24 protein-coding genes and 1 pseudogene are annotated in these 21,505 nt (G+C 33.5%); 14 read left to right on the forward strand and 11 right to left on the reverse strand.

The window, feature by feature from the left end:
* Positions 1-93 precede the first annotated feature (93 nt).
* Positions 94-219 (forward strand): type B 50S ribosomal protein L36, encoded by a 126-nt coding sequence (gene ykgO / locus AAHM80_RS06145; protein ID WP_094648811.1) that lies wholly within the window; start codon positions 94-96, stop codon positions 217-219.
* 223 nt (positions 220-442) lie between these two features.
* On the opposite strand, the gene AAHM80_RS06150 is transcribed toward ykgO, so the two are convergent.
* Complete coding sequence (locus tag AAHM80_RS06150) at positions 443-1,120, reverse strand: hypothetical protein (protein ID WP_342259618.1); 678 nt, start codon at positions 1,118-1,120, stop codon at positions 443-445.
* A 20-nt stretch (positions 1,121-1,140) separates the two neighbouring features.
* On the reverse strand, positions 1,141-1,866 hold the full coding sequence (rph, locus tag AAHM80_RS06155) for a ribonuclease PH (RefSeq protein ID WP_342259619.1): 726 nt from the start codon (positions 1,864-1,866) through the stop codon (positions 1,141-1,143).
* Positions 1,867-1,958: 92 nt separating this feature from the next.
* Here rph and grpE point away from each other — a divergent pair, with 92 nt between their 5' ends.
* The 8 genes from grpE (at position 1,959) to AAHM80_RS06195 (ending at position 9,527) form a co-directional block, all read left to right on the forward strand.
* On the forward strand, positions 1,959-2,534 hold the full coding sequence (grpE, locus tag AAHM80_RS06160; protein ID WP_342259620.1) for a nucleotide exchange factor GrpE: 576 nt from the start codon (positions 1,959-1,961) through the stop codon (positions 2,532-2,534).
* Between the two features lie 19 nt (positions 2,535-2,553).
* Positions 2,554-3,600 carry an AI-2E family transporter gene (locus AAHM80_RS06165; protein WP_410521485.1) on the forward strand — a complete coding sequence of 349 codons (1,047 nt, stop codon included), beginning with the start codon at positions 2,554-2,556 and terminating at the stop codon, positions 3,598-3,600.
* Positions 3,601-3,609: 9 nt separating this feature from the next.
* The gene (locus AAHM80_RS06170; protein WP_342259621.1) at positions 3,610-4,272 is read left to right on the forward strand and encodes an HdaA/DnaA family protein; all 663 of its coding nucleotides are present in this window, start codon (positions 3,610-3,612) and stop codon (positions 4,270-4,272) included.
* Positions 4,273-4,418: 146 nt separating this feature from the next.
* On the forward strand, positions 4,419-5,834 hold the full coding sequence (locus AAHM80_RS06175; RefSeq protein ID WP_341748227.1) for a sigma-54-dependent transcriptional regulator: 1,416 nt from the start codon (positions 4,419-4,421) through the stop codon (positions 5,832-5,834).
* Positions 5,818-6,396: a biotin transporter BioY gene (locus tag AAHM80_RS06180; RefSeq protein WP_342259622.1), complete on the forward strand. Its 579-nt coding sequence runs from the start codon at positions 5,818-5,820 to the stop codon at positions 6,394-6,396. Before AAHM80_RS06175 ends, AAHM80_RS06180 begins: the two co-directional genes overlap by 17 nt.
* The gene (locus tag AAHM80_RS06185; RefSeq protein ID WP_342259623.1) at positions 6,386-8,248 is read left to right on the forward strand and encodes a pentapeptide repeat-containing protein; all 1,863 of its coding nucleotides are present in this window, start codon (positions 6,386-6,388) and stop codon (positions 8,246-8,248) included. The genes AAHM80_RS06180 and AAHM80_RS06185 overlap by 11 nt, the downstream gene beginning before the upstream one ends.
* Before the next feature lie 150 nt (positions 8,249-8,398).
* Positions 8,399-8,725, forward strand: coding sequence for a hypothetical protein (locus AAHM80_RS06190; RefSeq protein WP_342259624.1), 327 nt, complete (start codon positions 8,399-8,401; stop codon positions 8,723-8,725).
* Positions 8,703-9,527, forward strand: a complete 825-nt coding sequence (locus AAHM80_RS06195; protein ID WP_342259625.1) for a patatin-like phospholipase family protein — start codon at positions 8,703-8,705, stop codon at positions 9,525-9,527. The genes AAHM80_RS06190 and AAHM80_RS06195 overlap by 23 nt, the downstream gene beginning before the upstream one ends.
* 163 nt (positions 9,528-9,690) lie before the next feature.
* Here AAHM80_RS06195 and AAHM80_RS06200 read toward each other — a convergent pair whose 3' ends face one another.
* The 7 genes and pseudogenes from AAHM80_RS06200 to tnpA (AAHM80_RS06230) form a co-directional block, all read right to left on the reverse strand.
* Complete coding sequence (locus AAHM80_RS06200) at positions 9,691-10,671, reverse strand: pyruvate dehydrogenase complex E1 component subunit beta (RefSeq protein ID WP_341748217.1); 981 nt, start codon at positions 10,669-10,671, stop codon at positions 9,691-9,693.
* Positions 10,672-10,679: 8 nt separating this feature from the next.
* Positions 10,680-11,660: a pyruvate dehydrogenase (acetyl-transferring) E1 component subunit alpha gene (gene pdhA, locus AAHM80_RS06205; protein ID WP_341755911.1), complete on the reverse strand. Its 981-nt coding sequence runs from the start codon at positions 11,658-11,660 to the stop codon at positions 10,680-10,682.
* A gap of 67 nt (positions 11,661-11,727) precedes the next feature.
* A pseudogene (locus AAHM80_RS06210) lies at positions 11,728-12,342 on the reverse strand (septal ring lytic transglycosylase RlpA family protein); the annotation flags it as partial.
* Positions 12,343-12,414: 72 nt separating this feature from the next.
* On the reverse strand, positions 12,415-13,017 hold the full coding sequence (locus AAHM80_RS06215; RefSeq protein ID WP_341748215.1) for a BON domain-containing protein: 603 nt from the start codon (positions 13,015-13,017) through the stop codon (positions 12,415-12,417).
* A gap of 600 nt (positions 13,018-13,617) precedes the next feature.
* Complete coding sequence (locus AAHM80_RS06220; RefSeq protein WP_341755914.1) at positions 13,618-14,145, reverse strand: GNAT family N-acetyltransferase; 528 nt, start codon at positions 14,143-14,145, stop codon at positions 13,618-13,620.
* A gap of 3 nt (positions 14,146-14,148) precedes the next feature.
* A complete protein-coding gene (locus tag AAHM80_RS06225; protein WP_342259626.1) occupies positions 14,149-14,691 on the reverse strand; it encodes a GNAT family N-acetyltransferase in 543 nt (180 codons plus the stop codon).
* A gap of 49 nt (positions 14,692-14,740) precedes the next feature.
* Positions 14,741-15,172, reverse strand: a complete 432-nt coding sequence (gene tnpA / locus AAHM80_RS06230; RefSeq protein WP_342259383.1) for an IS200/IS605 family transposase — start codon at positions 15,170-15,172, stop codon at positions 14,741-14,743.
* A 98-nt stretch (positions 15,173-15,270) separates the two neighbouring features.
* On the opposite strand from tnpA (AAHM80_RS06230), the gene AAHM80_RS06235 reads away from it, so the two are divergent.
* From AAHM80_RS06235 to AAHM80_RS06250, 4 genes are read left to right on the forward strand one after another with little or no spacing between them, the layout of a single operon-like run.
* Entirely contained in the window at positions 15,271-15,771 is a 501-nt protein-coding gene (locus AAHM80_RS06235; protein WP_342259545.1) for a helix-turn-helix domain-containing protein, read from the forward strand.
* Entirely contained in the window at positions 15,765-16,421 is a 657-nt protein-coding gene (locus AAHM80_RS06240) for a transposase (protein WP_342259627.1), read from the forward strand. The genes AAHM80_RS06235 and AAHM80_RS06240 overlap by 7 nt, the downstream gene beginning before the upstream one ends.
* 30 nt (positions 16,422-16,451) lie before the next feature.
* Positions 16,452-16,952, forward strand: coding sequence for a helix-turn-helix domain-containing protein (locus tag AAHM80_RS06245; RefSeq protein WP_342259385.1), 501 nt, complete (start codon positions 16,452-16,454; stop codon positions 16,950-16,952).
* The gene (locus tag AAHM80_RS06250; RefSeq protein ID WP_342259405.1) at positions 16,946-17,506 is read left to right on the forward strand and encodes an IS630 family transposase; all 561 of its coding nucleotides are present in this window, start codon (positions 16,946-16,948) and stop codon (positions 17,504-17,506) included. Before AAHM80_RS06245 ends, AAHM80_RS06250 begins: the two co-directional genes overlap by 7 nt.
* On the opposite strand, the gene AAHM80_RS06255 is transcribed toward AAHM80_RS06250, so the two are convergent.
* Positions 17,507-18,631: a hypothetical protein gene (locus AAHM80_RS06255; RefSeq protein ID WP_342259628.1), complete on the reverse strand. Its 1,125-nt coding sequence runs from the start codon at positions 18,629-18,631 to the stop codon at positions 17,507-17,509.
* Positions 18,586-20,835 carry a hypothetical protein gene (locus AAHM80_RS06260; RefSeq protein WP_342259629.1) on the reverse strand — a complete coding sequence of 750 codons (2,250 nt, stop codon included), beginning with the start codon at positions 20,833-20,835 and terminating at the stop codon, positions 18,586-18,588. The genes AAHM80_RS06255 and AAHM80_RS06260 overlap by 46 nt, the downstream gene beginning before the upstream one ends.
* Positions 20,836-21,033: 198 nt before the next feature.
* On the opposite strand from AAHM80_RS06260, the gene tnpA (AAHM80_RS06265) reads away from it, so the two are divergent.
* Positions 21,034-21,465: an IS200/IS605 family transposase gene (gene tnpA / locus AAHM80_RS06265; protein WP_342259383.1), complete on the forward strand. Its 432-nt coding sequence runs from the start codon at positions 21,034-21,036 to the stop codon at positions 21,463-21,465.
* Positions 21,466-21,505 lie beyond the last annotated feature (40 nt).

The following is a 21,505-nucleotide window of genomic DNA, read 5'->3' on the forward strand; positions in this document are numbered from 1 at the left end:
TATTATTACTTTTTTAAACTTAAGCTAGTGAAAGTTTGAAGGTTGATTTATCACTTTCTAGGTTTTTGTAAGTAATACCAAGGATAGTTTTATATGAAAGTTGTAAGTTCGTTAAAATCTTTAAAGAAAAGAGATAAAGATTGTCAGGTTGTAAAAAGAAAAGGTAAAATCCTTGTAATAAACAAGAAAATCAAAAGATTTAAAGCTAAGCAAGGCTAAAATGTATATTTACAGGGAAATTTGCACAGCCAATAGTTAATATGTAGTAAGTATACTGCTCGTAAATGAAGAGTTGGTAGGCGATAGTATAACTTCAAGAAGAGCTAGGCAGTAGCAAAGTCGAGCAGCGGAGCGTACATTAGTACGTGAGCAGCGGAGATCTTTAGACACGACAACGCCAATTCTTGAAGTTCACCGAGTATATTAACTACGAGCGATGATATTAACGTTCAATAAGTTGTGTTTTTCTCTTTTCATCTCCTATTCTTTGTACAAATTTGGCAGTTGTAGTAGGAGTTTTCTTTTGTGTTTTTTCCTTAACTTCTTTAGTCTTAAGTGTAATAGGTTTGCTGTCCACGTGTTCTGAAAGGCCATATTGCCCAACATTCTTGCCGGTTAATACATAAGTCACATAATCTATCATATGTTTTATAAAATTGCTAAGCCCTCCTATAGAATGAGCTTCTAGCTGAAACCATGTTTTCCCGTCTTTCGTTTTTCCAACTAAAAATTCCCTAAATATTTCTCCAGCTTGCACTGATGCATCTGGCTCAGCTTTATTACCTCTATGATGTGAAGAGATTCGTTCTTTAACTAATCCTAAATCTTTTAAGGTATCATACATATCTCCATTGTCCTCAACCATTACATGAGCTCCTTTTAGAAAATCACCCGCATGCTGCAATACAACTTTTTCCATTATATCTATTATTACACCAGCTTTTTCAAGGCTACCCTTTGGATCTATAGATTTTTCAGGTGTTTTGATTATATTATGTATAAGTTTTTCTTTACTGTCTGCTGGATTTATGTTAAGACCCTTAACACGATCAACTAAAAGATTTTTTAAATCTTCAACATTTAATTCCGAATATCTAGTAAAAAATTCTTTTATAGTCATAAATATTCCATGTAAAAATATTAAATTGTGCTATTTAATAATATTTGGTTTTGTAGCTTGAATAGATCAGAGGAAGCAAACCTCGCCAATTTTAGCATATCATAAAATTGCTCTTCGGAAAAGGAGGTTTTTTCTGCTGTGCTTTGAATTTCTATTATATTTCCATTGCCTGAGAAAACAAAATTGGCATCTACTTCCGCGTTGCTATCCTCTAAATAATCAAGATCAACTATGGGCTGTCCTTTATATATACCGCATGAAATAGCGGCTACTTGGCTAATTAAAGGATTAGTTTTAAGTATTTTTCTAGCAATTAATGATCTAATCGCTAAATGAAGTGCAATATAGCTACCAGTAATTGCCGCTGTTCTAGTTCCACCATCGGCATTAATTACATCACAATCAATGATAATTTGCTTTTCTCCCAAGGCTTTTAGATCAATTGCCGTACGCATCGATCTGCCAATTAGTCTTTGAATCTCTTGTGTCCTACCAGACTGTTTTCCTTGCGTTGATTCACGCTTCATACGTTGGTGGGTTGAGCGAGGTAACATACCATACTCAGCAGTTATCCAACCTTGATTTTGCCCTCGTAGGAATGGCGGAACATTTGTTTCATATGTTGCACTACATATTACATGGGTATTGCCGAACTTAACAAGACACGAACCATCAGCGTTAAGCAGAACTGAAGGTTCAATTGAAATATTGCGTAATTGATTATTCTTTCTATTAAAAGCTCTCATGGATTATTACTTAATTAAAATTGACTTGAAAATACAAAGATTTACACTATATGTTAAGAAAATAGATTTTTGCAAGAAAAAAGGCTGTAAATATGGAAAAACAACAAGATAATAATAGTAATAATCAGGAAATTGACACTGACGCTCAACTGCTAAATGCAGTAGAAAACCAACCTTCCGATTCTCTAACATTACAAGATAGTTTGCAAGAGATTGCTAGTTTGAAAAATCAAATTGAAGTTTTACAGGATAAATTGCTAAGGACAATAGCCGAATCTGATAATACTAGGAAACGTTTAGAAAAATCAATTGACGAGGCAAAAAATTATGCCATTTTTTCTTTTGCTAAAGATTTACTCAGTGTTAACGACAATCTTGCTAGAGCTTTGGAGCATAAGCCACAAAATACGGAAGGTGATCTAGCTAGTATTATTACCGGGGTAGAAATGACTAAAAGTGAATTGACTAGCATACTAAAAAAGCACGGTTTAGAATCAATAGAGCCATTATTAGGGGAAAAGTTTGATTACAATATACATCACGCAATTTCACAAGTAGTATCAGATGAATATGATCAAGATAGTATTATAGGTATTATGCAATCAGGCTACAAGATAAAAGATAGGTTAGTTAGACCTGCTATAGTGCAAGTATCGAAAAAAACATGAATAAAGAAAAGGCATAATCTTGGATAAAGTTATTTTTTGGGTTATTGTTATTGGAACTGTTATAGTAACTTTGACTTTGATCTCTGATATATTGATGCCATTTCTTATATCTGGAGTAATATCATATATATTACATCCTATAATTGATAATCTCTCATTACGATATAAACTATCTAGAACTATAATAGTTTCAGTAATTTCTTTGCTGTTTTTTAGTATTTTTGCTATAGTAGTTGTGGTAGTGTTGCCTATCATATATCAACAAACAACTCTACTTATTAGTAAAATTCCTGCTTATAAAGATTACTTACAAACTGAATTAATACCGGTTATTACGGCAAAAGTTTATTCAATAGATCCAAATATTGCCGATAAGATAAAAGATTCTATTAGTAATTTTGTTAATGGCATATTTTTGCTTATCACAGGTCTTGCTAATAATATTTGGCATGTGACAAAGATAACAATCAATTTATTTATGTTAATTTTATTAATACCGCTTATATTGTTTTATTTTTTACGGGATTGGCTAACAATGGCAAAGAATATAGACCTCTTGCTACCTTTAAAAGGTAAAAAGAAAATTCAAGAAATATTATCAGCAATTAATTGTTCCTTATCTGCTTATATAAGAGGGCAACTAAATGTTTGTTTGTTATTATCAGTTTACTATGGAATCTCTTTATCGATTCTTGGCGTAGATCTAGGTGTATTATTAGGGATATTATCTGGTTTCTCAATAATTATACCATTCGTTGGAGTTTTTATATCCTTTTCTCTTACCATGATTGTTAGTTATTTTACTTTTGGTATGGTCAATAAATTATTTTATATAATAATTATCTATTTGATTGGTCTAATAGTTGAGGGGTATATTTTATCACCGAAAATCATAGGTGATAAGATAGGATTACATCCTCTTTGGATAATATTTGCGGTTCTAGCACTGGGTAACCTATTTGGCTTTATTGGTATATTTTTTGCTGTGCCAATTGCTAGTATAATAAAAGTTTTGTTTTTAGCCGCTATCGACTTTTATAAATCCAGTAAGTTTTATAAGACTTAAACATTAATTATGCCAAACTCCCAGCAATATATATTACCATTATTTAGTAATAATCTATATGCTCTAGATAATTTTATTAATTCACTTTCTAATCAAGTTGCATACAATTCAATCAAAAACTGGTCTGTATCTTGGGGAAGTAAACCGTATGAGTTTACAGTTTTGATTTACGGGCCACCATCCTCTGGTAAGACCTATCTTAGTAAAATATGGCAAAATTTGTCGAATGCATTTTTTATAAAAAAAGATTTAGATATACTTAGTGCAGAAGATATAATGCAGTATAATGCTTTTATTATGGAAGATATAGAATTTTGGGATGAAAGAAAAGTTCTCCATTGTTTTAATTTAATAAGTGAGTGTCGTAAATATTTGTTGATGACTACAGGAAGTTTAGCTAGTAATTTTGTGTTACAGGATTTATCCTCAAGAATTAATGCTGTTGTAAGATTAGAAATAAACCAGCCTGATGATGAATTAATGACCAAGTTAATCTTTAAGTATTTTTCTGATCAATCGCTTAAAGTATCTGACTGTGTAATTGAATATTTATTAATTAATTTACCGAGGCAATTTGATCAAATGATAAAATTATTAGGGATAATAACGCATTTTGCATTAGTTCATAAACGAGCTATTACTGTTCCTCTTATAAAACAAGTTCTTAAATAGTATATCTTATCACGAATTCGCATGCCTTGGTGTGGGCTTAATATGTATAATTTTGATTATGTGGTAAAAATGTTATAAAAATTAGTTGATTTCTTTTATGTAAGCTATTAACGTATAATTTCAATAATTAGTTTTAGGAAAAATCAATGTCTATAGATGTTCTTGTTGTTGATGATGAAGCAGATATTAGAGATTTAGTCTCAGATATTTTAAAAGAGGAAGGGTTTACTACCAAGACCGCTGCTAATAGTATTCAAACTTTTAAAATACTCCAGGAAAGAACCCCCTCGGCAATTATTCTAGATATTTGGCTCCAGGGTAGTGAACTTGATGGACTTGGGATTTTGGAAATAGTAAAAAAACGCTATCCACTAATGCCCGTGATAGTTATTAGTGGACATGGTACTATTGAAACTGCAGTAAATGCTATCAAAATGGGTGCATATGACTATCTAGAAAAGCCATTTAGTCATGATAAGTTAGTGATTTTATTAAAAAGAGCCTGTGAAGCAGCTAAGTTAAAGCGTGAAAATCTTGATCTGAAATCAAAGGTTATTGATAAAACTGAGCTTATAGGTAACTCTCACATTACAGCTAAGCTTAAGTCTGATATTGAAAAAGCTGCTTTAGCTACTAGTAGAGTATTGATTCAAGGTAAAATTGGTAGTGGTAAAGAACTAGCTGCTCGGTTAATTCATAAAAAATCAAAAAGGGCTAATGCTCCTTTCGTAATCTTTAGTCCAGTATGCATGAATCCTGACCGAGTCCATCAAGAATTATTTGAAGGAATAGAGAACCAAGGCGTTATACGTCCTTCGATATTAGAAATAGTAAATAATGGTACTTTATACATAGATGAAATTAGTGGTTTGCCAGTTTCGGTACAAGTAAAATTGCTTAAATTTGTGCAAGATCAAATGTTTCATAAGGGGGGAAGCAAAGCAATAAAATTAGATATAAGGATTATTGCTGCAACTTCTAAGGTTATACAAGAAGAAATAAGTAAAGGTGAACTATTGGAAGATTTATATCATCGCCTAAATGTTATTTCCTTAAAAGTACCATCTTTATATGATAGAAAAGATGACATGTCTGTATTAGTCAAATATTTTGTTAAACAACTTGCTAAGTTTTCTGGTTTAAAAGCACGTGAATTTTCTGATGAAACTATTGCAGCTCTGCAAGTTTATAATTGGCCAAGTAATATAAGGCAATTACGCAATGTGATAGAATGGACTTTAATTATGAATCCACTATCTTCAAATAATAATGAAGTAATAAAACCATCTATGATACCACCAGAAATTCTAGTTAATAGTGCTAGTTCTGCAAAGCAGGAAGATAATGTTGATATGATGACCATGCCACTTCGAGAGGCAAGAGAGATTTTTGAAAGGCAATATTTAGCCGCTCAAATGTATAGGTTTAATAATAATATTTCTAAGACCTCATCCTTTGTAGGTATGGAACGTTCGGCTTTACATCGTAAATTGAAATTGCTCAATTTACATATTCCTAATAATAAATTTAACGAAGAGGAAATTTATGACAGTTACGAATAAGAAAACTCTAGCAAATTTTATAGCTAATAAGCATGCTGTAGTTGTTATTAAAGTGATGATGGGGGTAATAGCTCTCTTTGCTGGAGCTCAGATTATTATTCCTACCCAGCCAGTACCAGTATCTATGCAAACTGTGGTGGTTAGTATTATTGCTTTTACTTATAGCCCTCGACTTAGTTTTGCTACGATTTTAACTTATCTTACAGCCGGAATAGTAGGGCTGCCAATGTTTACAAAATTATCCAGTGGTTTATATTTTCTTCTTGGTACAACAGGTGGTTATCTTATAGGAATGTTATTGGCAGCTCCTGTTATGGGTATAATTAATAGTAGGTTGTCTGAAAAATTTACTAAGAGATTTTTAGCAGGGTTTTTTAGCTGTCTTATTGGTCACGTTATAATTTACTTTTTGGGAGTTAGCTGGTTGACAACAATTATAGGAATTAAACAAGCTATTTATAGTGGGTTTATAGTATTTATACCAACTGGTTTAGTGAAGATATTAATATTTTCTTCTTTATATCATTATATAACAGGTGTAAACAGAAAGAATGTTCTGTAATATCTTTAAGCAGCCTCGGTGTCATTCGAGCTACGGCGGAAATGACGTTAAAGGAAGCAAGAGTAACATCTCTTTTGTTGGCGAGTATTTTAAACTAAAATTCTTTATTCTAGCTTTACTTTTATTCCTTACCGGATGTTCGGATTCTCCGAGAGATGCAGATGGTTTATTATCTAATAGTCAAAGTCTTGTTATTAGGAATTATATAATAGAGCAGAATAAAAATAAGGTACGAGTAAATATTAAAAGTAAATTTGGTTCAAATTTAAGGGGATTAAAATTATTAGGTGTTAAACTGACAGATGAAGACCTTTCTAGTGTTGATTTAAGTTTCTGTGAAATATCACGTGTGGATTTCTCGGGAGCAAATTTTGAGAATGCAGTTCTAACAAAATCTGTAATTCAAGAAAGTGATCTCTCTAATACTAGATTAAAAAATATATCAGCTTATGGCTCAGATTTTCAAGCATCTATATTTGAAAATGCCAATTTAGAAAAAAGTAATTTTATTCAATCAAATTTTGAGGACACTGATTTTATCAAAGCTAATTTAGAAAATGTTAATTTTGAAAATGCCAATCTTATTAAAGTTGTATTTGATGGTAGTATTATAAGTAAATCTAATTTTCAGAAAAGCAATTTAGGAAAAAGTAGTTTCAAAAATGCAGTTATATCAAACTCTATTTTTTATGGTACAGATTTGCGGCAAATATTAGCTAATTACGCTAGTATCACTAATTGTTATTGTGAATCTGTAGATCTAACAGGGGTGGATTTTACTGGAGCGATTATTAATAATTCAGATTTTACTCATGGTATTATTAATCAGGCTCAATTAAAAAATATAAAACTTACTAACTCGTTATTCTCTTTTTCTTCTTTCCAGTCTGTAAATTTTACCAACGCAATTATTGAAAGTTGTAATTTTGAAAATACCAATTTTAATAATGCACAATTGCAGCAAGTGCAAATTCAAAAGAGTATTATGGATAATACTCACTTTAATAACACTAGCATAAAGGATCTATCAATAAAGAATTGCAGTAGCATTTTGCTTAAGTTAAATAAAATTAACATTGTTAATAGCGATATTGAGAATAGTAATCTTACTGGTATATTACTGAATAATAGCTATGTCAAACAAGCAACTATTATTAATTCTGATTTGACTAATAGTGAGTTAATAAACTCTAATTTCTCTAGTACTCAATTTAATAAGGTGAATTTTACTAAAGTGCTTATGCAGAATACTGTTTTAAATAGTACCAAATTTGTTGATAGTAATTTTTATCAAATGGCTATCATAAATTCAGAGTTGTCAGAAGTAACCTTTGATAATTCATCAATTATAAATTCTCAACTAAATAATGTGAGATATAAAGATAGTAATTTTGTTAATTCAGATTTTAATAGAAATATTGTATTAAATAGTCAAGACTTTGATAAGCTTAAGTCAACAAATATTATATATTCTGTAAAAGATTTAGAGCAGGTAAAAGACTTATCAAATATGAATTTACAAGATTTAAATTTACTAGATCTTGTATTTAATCAAACTATTTTTTCAGGTTCTGTTCTTAAAAGGGTAGATTTATCTAATTCTAAGCTTCAGAGTTGTATATTACAAAATACTGACTTAACTATGGCAAATCTAAATAACACAGATTTTAGTAAATCATCGCTTATCGGTAGCAAATTAGAATCTGCCAAACTTTACAATACAAATTTTAATGATACTGATTTAACAAATGTTAATTTCATTAAAGCCTTTGTTAGTAAAATATCTTTAGTTAATGCAAAGCTGGATGGAACTAAAGGCCTTGATGGTCAGGGCAATAAAAATATAGAATAATATAACCTACGCGAATTTGGGATAAGAGTTAGTTAATTCTTATCCTGAATGCTGGGGTAACCTGAATTATCTTGATGACAAAATATGTATTTTATAGTGTCTATAAAATTAAGTCTTAACTTTTTATAAATTAAATGTTCTTAGGTTATTATGAAAAATGTCATGATATTTTTACTTATATTAGTAGTATTTACTGCTTGTACTCCTAAAAAACAGATGCAATATAGCAAAAAAGACTCTCCTTTAATTTCTGCCAACTTATGTCCTTTAGTAACAAAAAATATATCTATTCTTAAAAATAAGAAGAAAGCTGTTAGAATACTATCAATAGATGGCGGTGGGGTTAAGGGTATTATACCAGCACGTATTGTTGCAGAGTTTGAAAATCGAAGTGGTAAACCTGCCAGTGAGTTATTCGACCTTATGGTAGGTACTTCTTACAGGCGGACTTGTGGTGTTAGCTCTCACGACACCTAATGAATCAGGACAGCCCAAATATAAAGCTTCTGACATTTTAGATCTATATATGCAAAAGTCTAAAGATATTTTTTACGCTTCCATGTTTAGAAAAATATATACTGGTTTTGGTCTTTGGGGACCAAAATACGATCGGAGTCAATATGACAAGATATTAATAGGGCTTTTTGGTAATACTAGGATGAGCCAACTAATAAACCCTACGGCTGTTACTTCCTATAATTTGGATACTAATTTACCACAGGTGTGGACTAGAAAGCAGGCACTTAAAGACCCTAATAATGATTTTTTGATAAGTAATATTGCAGCAGCTAGCAGTGCTGCCCCTATATTCTTTGCACCAAAGCTTCTAACTAATGCGTATAATAACAGCAGTTATCAAGTAGATGGGGGTATGTTTGCCAGTAATCCTGAGTTGACAGCTGCTAATTTAGCTTATGAACTAGATGATACACTAACTCAAAAAGATATCGTACTCATATCACTTGGTACAGGATTGACAAAACTAGGCATAGAGTCAAAAGATTTATGTAAATCAGGGGTTATTGGTTGGGTACTAAAAGCTAATTTAATTAGCGGAATGATGCAAGCTCAAGGTTTGTATAATGCTGAATTAGGGGAAATTTATGGTAATTCCTGCCGCCTACAATTTGAACTTGATAAAAAGACAAGTGCTATGGATAATGCTTCTAAAGCCAATCTGCTTGCGTTATTAAAGTTAACTGAAGACTACATTAATGCTAACTCTGATCTTATCGACCAAATTATTAGTATATTACTAAATACATCACCAAACTATTAAATGGCAGAAAGATGCCATTCCTAGCTAAAAGCGGGAATCCAAAAAATAGCCTGCAAAGGCTATTAGATATTATGGATTTCCGCCTACGAGGGAATAACATACTAGTGATCCACGCGGGAACGATATCGGTAGTGGTTAAACTGACGACCTTAATTCTTGAAGTCTAGCTAGTATAACATACTTTCTTCACAGCACTAATAACATCTTCTATAGTTGGCAGTGCTAATTTCTCTAGATTAATAGCATATGGTAGAGGAACATCCTTACCCGAGATAATCTCTATAGGAGCATCTAGATAATCAAATGCTTGGTTCATTACCATACTAGCTATAGTTGCACCAACACCTGCAAAAAACCAGCCTTCCTCTATAACAACCAACCGATTAGTTTTTTTAACCGACTCTAATATAGTTTCTATATCTAAGGGCTTGATAGTTCTTAGGTCGATTACCTCACAGTTAATACCACTATCATACAAGCTATTTGCTGCATCTAAAGCCAACTTAACTTGCAAAGAAAATGTTACTATTGTGACATCATCACCTTCAATAAGTTTCTTAGCCTGACCAAATGGAATTGGTTCTATTATTTCTGGGACTTCAAAACTATGGCCATAGAGAATTTCATTTTCTAGAAAAACAACCGGGTTATCGTCACGAATAGCAGTCATTAGAAGCCCTTTGTGATCTTCTGCACTATAGGGAGCTACTACCTTAAGCCCCGGAATATGACTATAACAAGCTGTATAATTGTGACTATGTTGGGCAGCAACTCGACTTGCTGCCCCATTTGGTCCACGAAATACTATTGGACATTTAATAGTTCCACCAGACATATAATGAGTTTTAGCTGCAGAGTTAACTATTTGATCCATTGCTTGCATAGCAAAATTAAATGTCATGAATTCAACAATGGGACGAAGCCCCGCAAATGCCGCTCCAATAGCCACACCAGTAAAACCATGTTCTGTTATTGGCGTATCAATTACCCTTTTTGAACCAAACTGCTCTAATAACCCTTGGGTTATCTTATACGCTCCTTGGTACTGAGCAACTTCTTCTCCCATAATAAAGATACTATCATCTCTTAACATTTCTTCTTGCATTGCTGCACGTAAGGCTTCCCGTACTGTCGTTTGTAACATGTTTCTACTCATTCAACGTAAATATTCGTATATAGCTCTTCTTCATCCGGTAATGCCGATCTTTCTGAGAACTCAACTGCTTCTGCAATGACCTCTTTAACCTCTTTCTCAATTTCTTTTAACTGCTCTTCGCTAGCATATTTATTAGCCAAAATTATATTTTTCACTTGTGATAATGGGTCTTGTTCCTTATAGTTTTCCACTTCTTCCTTACTACGGTATTTACCTGGATCAGACATTGAATGTCCTCTGTAACGATAAGCATCCATTTCTAATATTATTGGTCCACCATCATTTCTAACAAACTCCGCAGCCTGCCGAACATAATCATAAACTGACTCTAACGACATACCATTTAGTCTAAATCCCGTAATACCACATGACTCCCCTTTCTTGTAAAGGTCAGTCATAAAGGTAGAACGAGCTACTGAAGTACCCATTGAATATTGATTATTTTCAATAATATAAACTACAGGTAAGTGCCATAACGCCGCTAAATTAAAAGCTTCATATACTTGACCTTGATTAACTGCCCCATCTCCCAAGAAAGTAAAACATATATTATTAGTATTTCGATATTTCTCAGCAAAAGCTAGACCTGTACCTATAGGTACTTGAGCGCCTACAATACCATGTCCACCGTAAAATTTGTTTTCTACGTCAAACAGATGCATTGAACCACCCTTACCTTTCGAGCAACCAGTCTCTTTACCCATCAGTTCTGCTAATACGTATTTTGCTTCAGTCCCTGCTGAAATAATATGAGCATGATCCCTGTAACTGGTAATAGTACTATCACCAAGCTGTTTTACTAAATCCACACCAGTAATTATCGCTTCTTGTCCAATATATAAGTGACAAAACCCACCTATTAGACCCATACCATAAAACTGCCCACATTTTTCTTCGAATCTTCTAAGCAACAACATCTTCCTATAAGACTCAAGATACTGAGGACTATTTAATTTATATTTCCCAAAAACAATCATGTATACTCCTATAAAAGCTTGAAGAATTGGTTTTCCAATTTGGGAATACACTATAATACAAAAATCATCAAGGGTTAACTGCCAATTTATGTTTTAGATTTACTAATTTAATATGACAATTAACGCTACATTTAGGATTGGCTACTTTCTTTTTTGCAATACAATTTTCCTTAGGCTTTAAAGCAATATTATTCAAAAATTCTTTAGTCTCCTTATGCATATATTGTACTCTAACCTTTGCTGTACCTTGTTTTTTAAATCCTAAAATTTCAGCAGATTTTTCCGAAACATCTATAATACGGTTCTTTTTAAAAGGACCGCGATCATTAACCATAAGAATAAGAGATTTATTATTACTTAAGTTAGTCACTTTAACCAAACTAGGTAATGGCAAACTAGGATGGGCTGCACTTAGCATATGTTTATTATATGTATCACCATTTGCTGTTTTTTTTCCATGAAATTTATGCTTAGAACCATACCAAGATGCTATACCTACTTGGTTGCAATTAATATCTTCCTTAGGTTTATAAGTCTTACCTTTGATAGTATATTTTTTACCTATCTTATAATGCCCCTTATAATGAACATTTTTAGGATCTTCCTGCGATAATTTACGATATAGACTAGGCTTAGTAGAACAAGAGCTAAGCCCTATACAATAAACTAGCAACAAAAGAATATATCTAAGTTTCACTTTCATTTATATCATATTTAACCTGAATTTGATATGACAAGTCATATCGAATTGAGATTATTTATTATCATTTTCTTCAGTTTCTTTTATTTTAACATGACAGACAACCCTTGCCACACCATTAATCTGGGAAGCAATAGAAGTAACTTTTTCTAATTCTTCCTCAGACCTTGCTATACCAAATATATATACTATATCATTCACTGTAACAATGGTATAATTTACCCATTTTATATCTCGGTTAACAAAAGTTCTAGCCTTGATCTGACTAGTAATCATAGCATCTTTAGTATATTGCACTAAGTCAAAATGATCACTTTTTTTATCTATTATTAGTTCATTAATAACTTCACAAACTCCTTTTTCACCCCACACAATTTCTACAGCTTTTAATGCATCTTCTTTTTTGTCTATGATTCCAGTCAGTAGTACCCTACCCTGATTTACCTCAACCTTAATCTTAGTATATAATTCCCTGAAATTATTTTTTATAAAAGAAGCTTTGATTTTTGTAGCTATTTTTACGTCATCAATTGTCTCCGCAATTGATTGATCTTTTGCAACTGCAAGAGTAGAGGTAGTTGCTGCAGTAAAAACAGCTGGCAGACAACCTGTAAGCATGAAAGATAAGATTATAATAATAAAGTTAATTCTATACATAACCATCCTTAAATCTACTAATTTAACCTCAAATATCGATGTAAGACATCGGTTTAATGACCTAGGATGTCATTCCCACGTAGTCACACGAATTTGGGATAAGAATTAGTTAATTCTTATCCCGAATTGGAGTATACTCAGGTAGAACTTCAAGAATTGGCGTTCCCGCGACCAAAGATCTCCGCTGCTCACGTACTAATGTACGCTCCGCTGCTCGACTTTGACACTCCTAGCTCTTCTTGAAGTTATACTATCGTCTACCAACTCTTCATTTACGAGCAGTATAGGTTAATTTAAAGTCAGTAATATTCGTGCCTTAAGATAACCTTGAGTTAAAATAAAGGCTTTAAATAGTTCATTATAATAAAATTCACAATAAACACAACTGATTTCCATTGTTTTAAGTTAGATTTGGGGAGTATACCCATAATGATTTGAAGAATGGAAACAACAAACAAGAGGCGGGCGAACGCAAGTATTACCATTTAATACGTGAATCCATGATATTAAAAAAATAATTATTTAAAGCAGCAGAGTATTACGAAAAAACTCACAAGACTGATCAAACTACAGCTAAAGTAACATGATTCATTCCTGTAATCACATAATTCTTCCCACATACCATTCAGAAGCTACAGTTAAGCCCATACTTTTAAGGAAATTACGTTTGGGTTCGTCATATGCACCACAAACGACAAGAAACTGAGTAGCATTTTTAGTTTTTGCGAGTTTCTTGATTTCCTTAATCAATTTCTGACCAATAGAATTCCAATCGTGTTTACTTTCCACACAAAAATCATCGATCATAAGCGTTAGTCCACCCGGGTTATAGACTTTTGGTGCTGACATTAATCTACCGATGATGAAACCTAATATTTTTTCTTTGTAAACTGCAGCTAGCATAATGTGATCGTCTAACCTCAATAACTCTTCGAACCATTGCTTTTGAGATTTCTCAGCTTCAGGACCGGCATATTTCCAAAACTGTGGCTGAACTTTTTCATAAGCACGACGCTTTTTATATGACAGAGCGACAAATGATGAGATGTCAGTAGTTTCAGCAAGCCGGATTAAAATATTTTCCTGAAACTTTACTGTATTCTTTATTTTGGTATTAATTTGTACCATTGATTACAATCGCTTTACTAAAAAATGTGTTTTGCGTCCAGCAAATACACCATCTCCTTCCATAATAAAATCATCGATATATTTAAATCCTGCCTTTTCATAAACATGTCTAGCCCTTGGATTTGTGACATCTGGATCGATAAAAAAAGTATCAACTTGGCTATCATAACTACTTCTAATAAAATCAATAAATACTTCTAAAGTCTTTGCCCCTAATCCTTTGCCAAAATAGGCTATATTACCAATGGTATAATCCATGCTATAGGTGTGACCATGCTTTGAAAGATAAGCTTTTTTGAGTAGTGGTATAGAATATTCCTGCTTTTCTTGTAGTGTCATGACCAAGCAATAAGGTTCGTTATAGATACACCCAATCCAATATGTGTATAGACCATCTGCGTAACTTGAAGGTTTTATACGACCGTTGATGAAATTTAAAATATCATCTTTATGTTCTTGGCTATTATCCCAAAATTCTTGAACATGGGGTTCTTTTAACCAGTTAAAAATAGTGTCTTTATGACTTAAGTCAGAACGCCCTCGCAAAGCGAGGGGCTTGACGGTTATGAGCAGCCCAAAGGGCTGCCATTGTTAATTAAAATTCTCCTGATTCGTCAGAGCCTAAACTATCAAGTTGCTCTTGATTCTTAATGTAGTGTTTGATCTGATTCTCTTCAAATCCTACAGTTGAGACCGCATAACCTCTAGCCCACAACTTTTCTCCATTAAAATTACGTTTTCGTCCACCAAACTGCCTAGCAACGGCTATAGCACTTTTCCCCTTGATATAGCCTATTACTTCAGCTACAGAATATTTAGGAGGAATCTTGATGAGCATATGCACATGATCTTGTACCATATGCCCCTCTATGATCTTTCTCCCACGTTGAAAAGCTAACTCATGGAATACGTTCCCAAGATATTTTCTAACCTTCCCGTACAATTCTTTTTTACGACACTTTGGAATAAACACAATATGATATTTGCAATCCCATTTAGAATGATTTAAACTTTCGTATGTTGTCATATATTTTCTCCTTTGACCGTCAAGCCAAAGAAGTTATACCAATTGCAATAATTAACGCAGTGGTGTAAAATGGGTTTTTAACTGATAAAGGTACTCAAATGGCTAGGTTAATATTACCGCAAGGTTTTCATGGTCATGATTTTATAAAAATGATGAAACATGAGCCGCATGGTCGAAATCGTATACGTTTATTGGCGATGTATTACCTTCAATTAGGCAAATCTTTTAAAGCCATATCTGAAATAGTGAAGTCACACTGGAAAACTGTGCAATCATGGCTCAGAAGATTTAGGAATCATGGTTTTGAAGGATTATTTGAATCACAAAGAAGCGGTGCCCCTAGGAAGATTAACACTATACAAGAGTCTACTCTTTTTGATAAAATCAATACGCTCAGTGAAAGTAAAACTGGTGGGTATATAACTGGAAAGGAGCTACATATCATGTTACTTGAGGAATATGGTGCTAAATGTACTTTAAAAACAGTCTACAATACTATGCACCGCCTTGGTTTTAGCTGGATTACTTCTCGTTCAATGCATCCAAAGTCAAATCAAGAGACTCAAAATACATATAAAAAAACTTCCCAGACATGCTAACAGAATTATTACCAAAAAATATCGATAGATGTAAAGTTGATATATGGTCTCAGGATGAAACTCGAGTTGGGCAACAAGGTAGCTTAACTCGTATATGGGCTAAGCGTGGCACTAGACCCCGTAAAGTTCGGCAACAGCAATTCATTTCAACATATATTTATGGAGCTGCTTGCCATGATACAGGAGAAGCTTTTGCATTAATTTTACCATATGCAAATACACAGGCAATGAATAAATTCTTAGAAGACCTTTCTCGCAGTATTCTGAAGAATAAGAGTAAAGTATCAAATCCGACTATAGAAAAAGTAGTATCAGAAATACTATCACAAAGTGATCCATCTGAGATATTTGGCAAAGAAGGAATATTTCAGGAAATTAAAAAGCAGATAGTAAATAAGATTTTAGAAAAAGAAATGGAATCTCATATAGGTTATGAGAAGCATTCTAAGAATATCAAGGAGTCAGATAATAGACGTAATGGCAATTATGAAAAGACTCTAATAGATCCTGAGGGTCGTAAATTGGTAGTAGAAGTACCAAGGGATCGGGAAGGAGAATTTGAACCTCAACTAATTCCAAAAGGAGTACGGAGATTTGAAGGATTTGATGATAAAGTAATACCAATTGCAATAATTAACGCAGTGGTGTAAAATGGGTTTTTAACTGATAAAGGTACTCAAATGGCTAGGTTAATATTACCGCAAGGTTTTCATGGTCATGATTTTATAAAAATGATGAAACATGAGCCGCATGGTCGAAATCGTATACGTTTATTGGCGATGTATTACCTTCAATTAGGCAAATCTTTTAAAGCCATATCTGAAATAGTGAAGTCACACTGGAAAACTGTGCAATCATGGCTCAGAAGATTTAGGAATCATGGTTTTGAAGGATTATTTGAATCACAAAGAAGCGGTGCCCCTAGGAAGATTAACACTATACAAGAGTCTGCTCTTTTTGATAAAATCAATACGCTCAGTGAAAGTAAAACTGGTGGGTATATAACTGGAAAGGAGCTACATATCATGTTACTTGAGGAATATGGTGCTAAATGTACTTTAAAAACAGTCTACAATACTATGCACCGCCTTGGTTTTAGCTGGATTACTTCTCGTTCAATGCATCCAAAGTCAAATCAAGAGACTCAAAATACATATAAAAAAACTTCCCAGACATGCTAACAGAATTATTACCAAAAAATATCGATAGATGTAAAGTTGATATATGGTCTCAGGATGAAACTCGAGTTGGGCAACAAGGTAGCTTAACTCGTATATGGGCTAAGCGTGGCACTAGACCCCGTAAAGTTCGGCAACAGCAATTCATTTCAACATATATTTATGGAGCTGCTTGCCATGATACAGGAGAAGCTTTTGCATTAATTTTACCATATGCAAATACACAGGCAATGAATAAATTCTTAGAAGACCTTTCTCGCAGTATTCAAGGCAACCGACATATAGCTTTACTAACGGATAATGCAGGTTGGCACACAGCCAAAAAACTAACTGTGCCAAGCAATATCACTTTGATACCGCTTCCGCCCTATGCACCGGAACTTAATGCAATGGAACAAGTTTGGGCATGGATCAAAAATCATTTCTTGTCTAACCAATGTTATGGTGTATATGAAGATATCGTCACTATGGCTTGTTACGCTTGGAATCAATTTGCTCATAATGTAGATTTAGTAAAATCAATTATGTATAGAGACTGGATAAATACACCGTGTTAATTATTGCAATTGGTATAATCTCTTATTATCTGCGTGATTTTGAGCTACTGTAACTGCTCTATTAGCACCGCTTCGTAGACCACGAACCTCTAATCTCTTATCATTAGCATAAGTTTGAGCTGCTACAAGTGCTTTATCAGCACTTCTTCGTAGACCACGAACCTCTGTCTTCCTACCATCTAAGTAAGCCTGAGCTGCTGCAAATGCTCTATTAGCACTGCTTCGTAGACCACGAGCCTCTAATCTCTTATTATCTGCAAAAAGAGTAGCTGCTGCAAGCTCTCTTTTAGCTTTTGTTAATTCTTGAGTAATCTGTGTCTTCATCATTCTTACTTGCTCCTGTTGTTGCGTAATTGTCTTAGATTTCTTAACACTATCTGTACTTGTCAAGTCCCCTTTATCGTCCTTCAACTTTTCCAGTGCAACTTCTAACTCCCGTTCTTTTTCTTCTAAACCTTTAAGTATCCCTTCTTTTTCTTCAATTTGCTGTTTATAAAGTTCACTCTCTGCAGCTAAATCTTGCATTTCGTGTTCTATTAATTCTAGCTTTTCAAATATCTCATTATTTGTTGCAATTGCCTCTTCATAATTTTCAACCAGATCTACTAGTTCCTGCTTTTTTTCTTCTAGATCTTTAACTATCTCCTCATTTGCTTGAGTTAAATTTACTATTTCCTGCTCTTCGTCTGCTAGAGTTTGATTCAAATCTATAACTTTCTGCTGTTGGGCTTCCAACTCTTTAGCTACAGCATCTTTTCCTGCATTCAAAACCGTAATTTGTTTTTCATAAGCTTCAACCACTGCAGCTAACTTAGCCTGCTCTGCTAATGCTTCATCGTTTACTTTAGTCATATCTGTTAGAGCTTTAAGCGTCTCATCTTGTTTTGCATTCAAATCTGTTATTTTCTTATCTTTTTCTGCTAGAGTTTGATTCAAATCTGCAATCTCTTTAGTCACAACTTCAATCTTTTCTTCATGGACTTTAACCAATTGCTCTTTTTCTTTAACCAAATTTGCTATTTCTTCCTCTTTTGCTTTATGAGCTTTAACTGTTTCATCTAACTTATCCTGTGCTACTTTTAATGCGTCATCTTTTGCCTGTTTCTCTTTAAGCAAATCTGCCATTTGTGCTGCAAATTCCTGCTCTTTTGTTTCATGATCTTTACCGCTTCATCCAACTTATTCTGTTTAGCCTGTAGTGCTTTTAATGCCTCATCTTTTTCTTGATTCAAGGCTGTAAGTTGTTTCTCCAACTGTAACTTATCTTCATCTCTTGCTTTCTGAACCTCAGTCAAAGCTACAATTCTTTCATCCAACTGCTTTTTATTTTCTTCAAATTCTTTCTTAGCTAATTCTAATGCATGTTCGTTTACTTTAGTCAAATCCTCAATTTGTGTTTTATGTTCTTGCTCTTTTGCCTCATGAGCTGCAGTTAAATCTTCAACTTTTTGCTCTTTTATTTTCTGAGCTTCAAGAGTTTCAGCAAATTTATCCTGTAGTGACTTTAACTCTACCACTGATTTGTTTTGAGCTTCCTGCAACTTATTTAACTCCTCCTCTTTTGCTTTAGCTAGAGCAGCTTGTTCTGCCTGAGCTGTAGTCAAAGCTGCAATTTGCTGATCTTTTTCCTCTTTCTCTTTAGTAAAAGCTTCTGCATTATTTCTAGCATCTACTAAGTTCTTTTCTAAATGCTTCTTACCTTCCTCTAAGGCTACCATCTTTTCTTGTAATTTCTTACTTTCTTCCTCAAATTTCTTCTCCTTTTCTACTAATTCTTTCTGAGCTAATTCTAATGCCTGTTGATTCTTTGCTATCTCAGCCTGTGCCATCCTTTCTGATTCTTCTGCTTTAGCAAATTTAACTTGAATAGCATCTTTTTCATTATTAGCAACTTTTAAACTATTCTCCAACTTCTCCTTAGCTTTAGCCACTTCATCTTTTTGTTTCATCAAAGTTATAATTTTTTCTTCCTGAGCTTTAGTCACAGCTTCAATCTTTTCTTCATAGGCTTTAACCAATTGCTCTTTTTCTTTAACCAAATTTGCCTCTTCTTGCTCTTTTGCTTTATGAGTTCTAAGATCCTCAGCTAACTTGACCTGTAACACTTTTAATTCGTCATCTTTGTTCTGTTGTACTTTAGTCAAAGCTGCAATTTGCTGATCTTTTTCTTGCTGAGTTTTAGTCAAAGCTGCTAGCTCTTTATCAGCCTTCTCTTTTGCCTGTTTTTCTTTAGCCAAAGTTGCAGCTAAATCTGCAACTTCTTGCTCTTTTACTTTATGAGCTTTAACCATCTCATCTTTTTCTACATTCAAATCATCAATTTGTTTTTTATAATCTTCAACCGCTGCAGCTAACTTAGCCTTCTCTGCTAATGCTTCATCGTTTACTTTAGTCAAAGCTTCTGCATTTTTTTCAGCAACTGCTAACTTTTCTTCCAACTGATTCTTTTCTTGAGCAAACTTCTCACTTTCCTCCTTAAGCTTGGTCTCCTTTTCTATTAATTCTTTCTGAGCTAATTCTAATGCATGTTCGTTTATTTTAGTCAAATCCTCAATTTGTGTTTTATGTTCTTGCTCTTTTGCCTCATGAGCTGCAGTTAAATCTTCTAGCTTTTTAGCAACTTTCTCATTTGCTATTTTTAATTCTTGCTCTCTTGCTGCATGAGCTTCAAGAGTTTCAGCAAATTTATCCTGTAGTGACTTTAACTCTACCACTGATTGGTTTTGAGCTGCCTGCAACTCTCGTGCATTTTTTTCAGCATTTGCTAAGCTTTCATCCAACCGCTTCTTACCTTCCTCTAAGACTATCATCTTTTCTTGTAGATTCTTATTTTCTTCCTTAAATTTATTTTGTTCTTCTACTAATTTTTGCTGAGCTTCTTCATAGTCACCCTCTACCTTTCTGAATTCTTCATCCTTTAGCTGTTTTTCTTCAGTTAAAGCTGTTATTTTTGCTTCATACTCCTGTTCTTTCTTTGCTTGAGCTTTAGTCAAATTTGCTAGCTCTTTAGCTATCTTCTCTCTTTCTTGATTCAAACCTAGCAGTTCCTGTTGATTCTTTGCTAACACATCTTGCTGAGCTGCAAATGCTTCAGCCAACTTAGCATTCTCTTCTAATGCCACCTGTTTTTCTTTAGCCAAAATTTCATTCAAATCAGTAATTTCTTTAGTAGAAGCTACAATTTTTTCCTCTAGAACTTTCTGCTCTTTAGCCGCCTGCTCTTTTTCTTTATTCAGTTCTGCTAATTTTGCTTCATACTCCTGCTCTTTTACTTGCTGAACCTCAGTCAAAGCTGCAATTCTTGCATCTAACTGCTTCTTATCTTCCACAAATTGTTTCTGATCTTCCGTCAAAGCTACTATTTGTGCTGCAAATTCCTGCTCTTTTGCTTCATAAGCTTTAACTCAATGATAGGTAAGCCACTAGTTTGACTAGTGAGACCATCAAGGCTTGGCCTTTAGATTTAGTATAAAATAAAAAGTTATCATATATAACTTCTTTGGCTTGACGGTCAAAGGAGAAAATATATGACAACATACGAAAGTTTAAATCATTCTAAATGGGATTGCAAATATCATATTGTGTTTATTCCAAAGTGTCGTAAAAAAGAATTGTACGGGAAGGTTAGAAAATATCTTGGGAACGTATTCCATGAGTTAGCTTTTCAACGTGGGAGAAAGATCATAGAGGGGCATATGGTACAAGATCATGTGCATATGCTCATCAAGATTCCTCCTAAATATTCTGTAGCTGAAGTAATAGGCTATATCAAGGGGAAAAGTGCTATAGCCGTTGCTAGGCAGTTTGGTGGACGAAAACGTAATTTTAATGGAGAAAAGTTGTGGGCTAGAGGTTATGCGGTCTCAACTGTAGGATTTGAAGAGAATCAGATCAAACACTACATTAAGAATCAAGAGCAACTTGATAGTTTAGGCTCTGACGAATCAGGAGAATTTTAGAGGGTGTCAGAAAGTTTGTGTAAGTTATAAAAATAGTTAA

This window comes from Candidatus Tisiphia endosymbiont of Metellina segmentata (assembly GCF_964030715.1).
GTDB lineage: Bacteria > Pseudomonadota > Alphaproteobacteria > Rickettsiales > Rickettsiaceae > Tisiphia.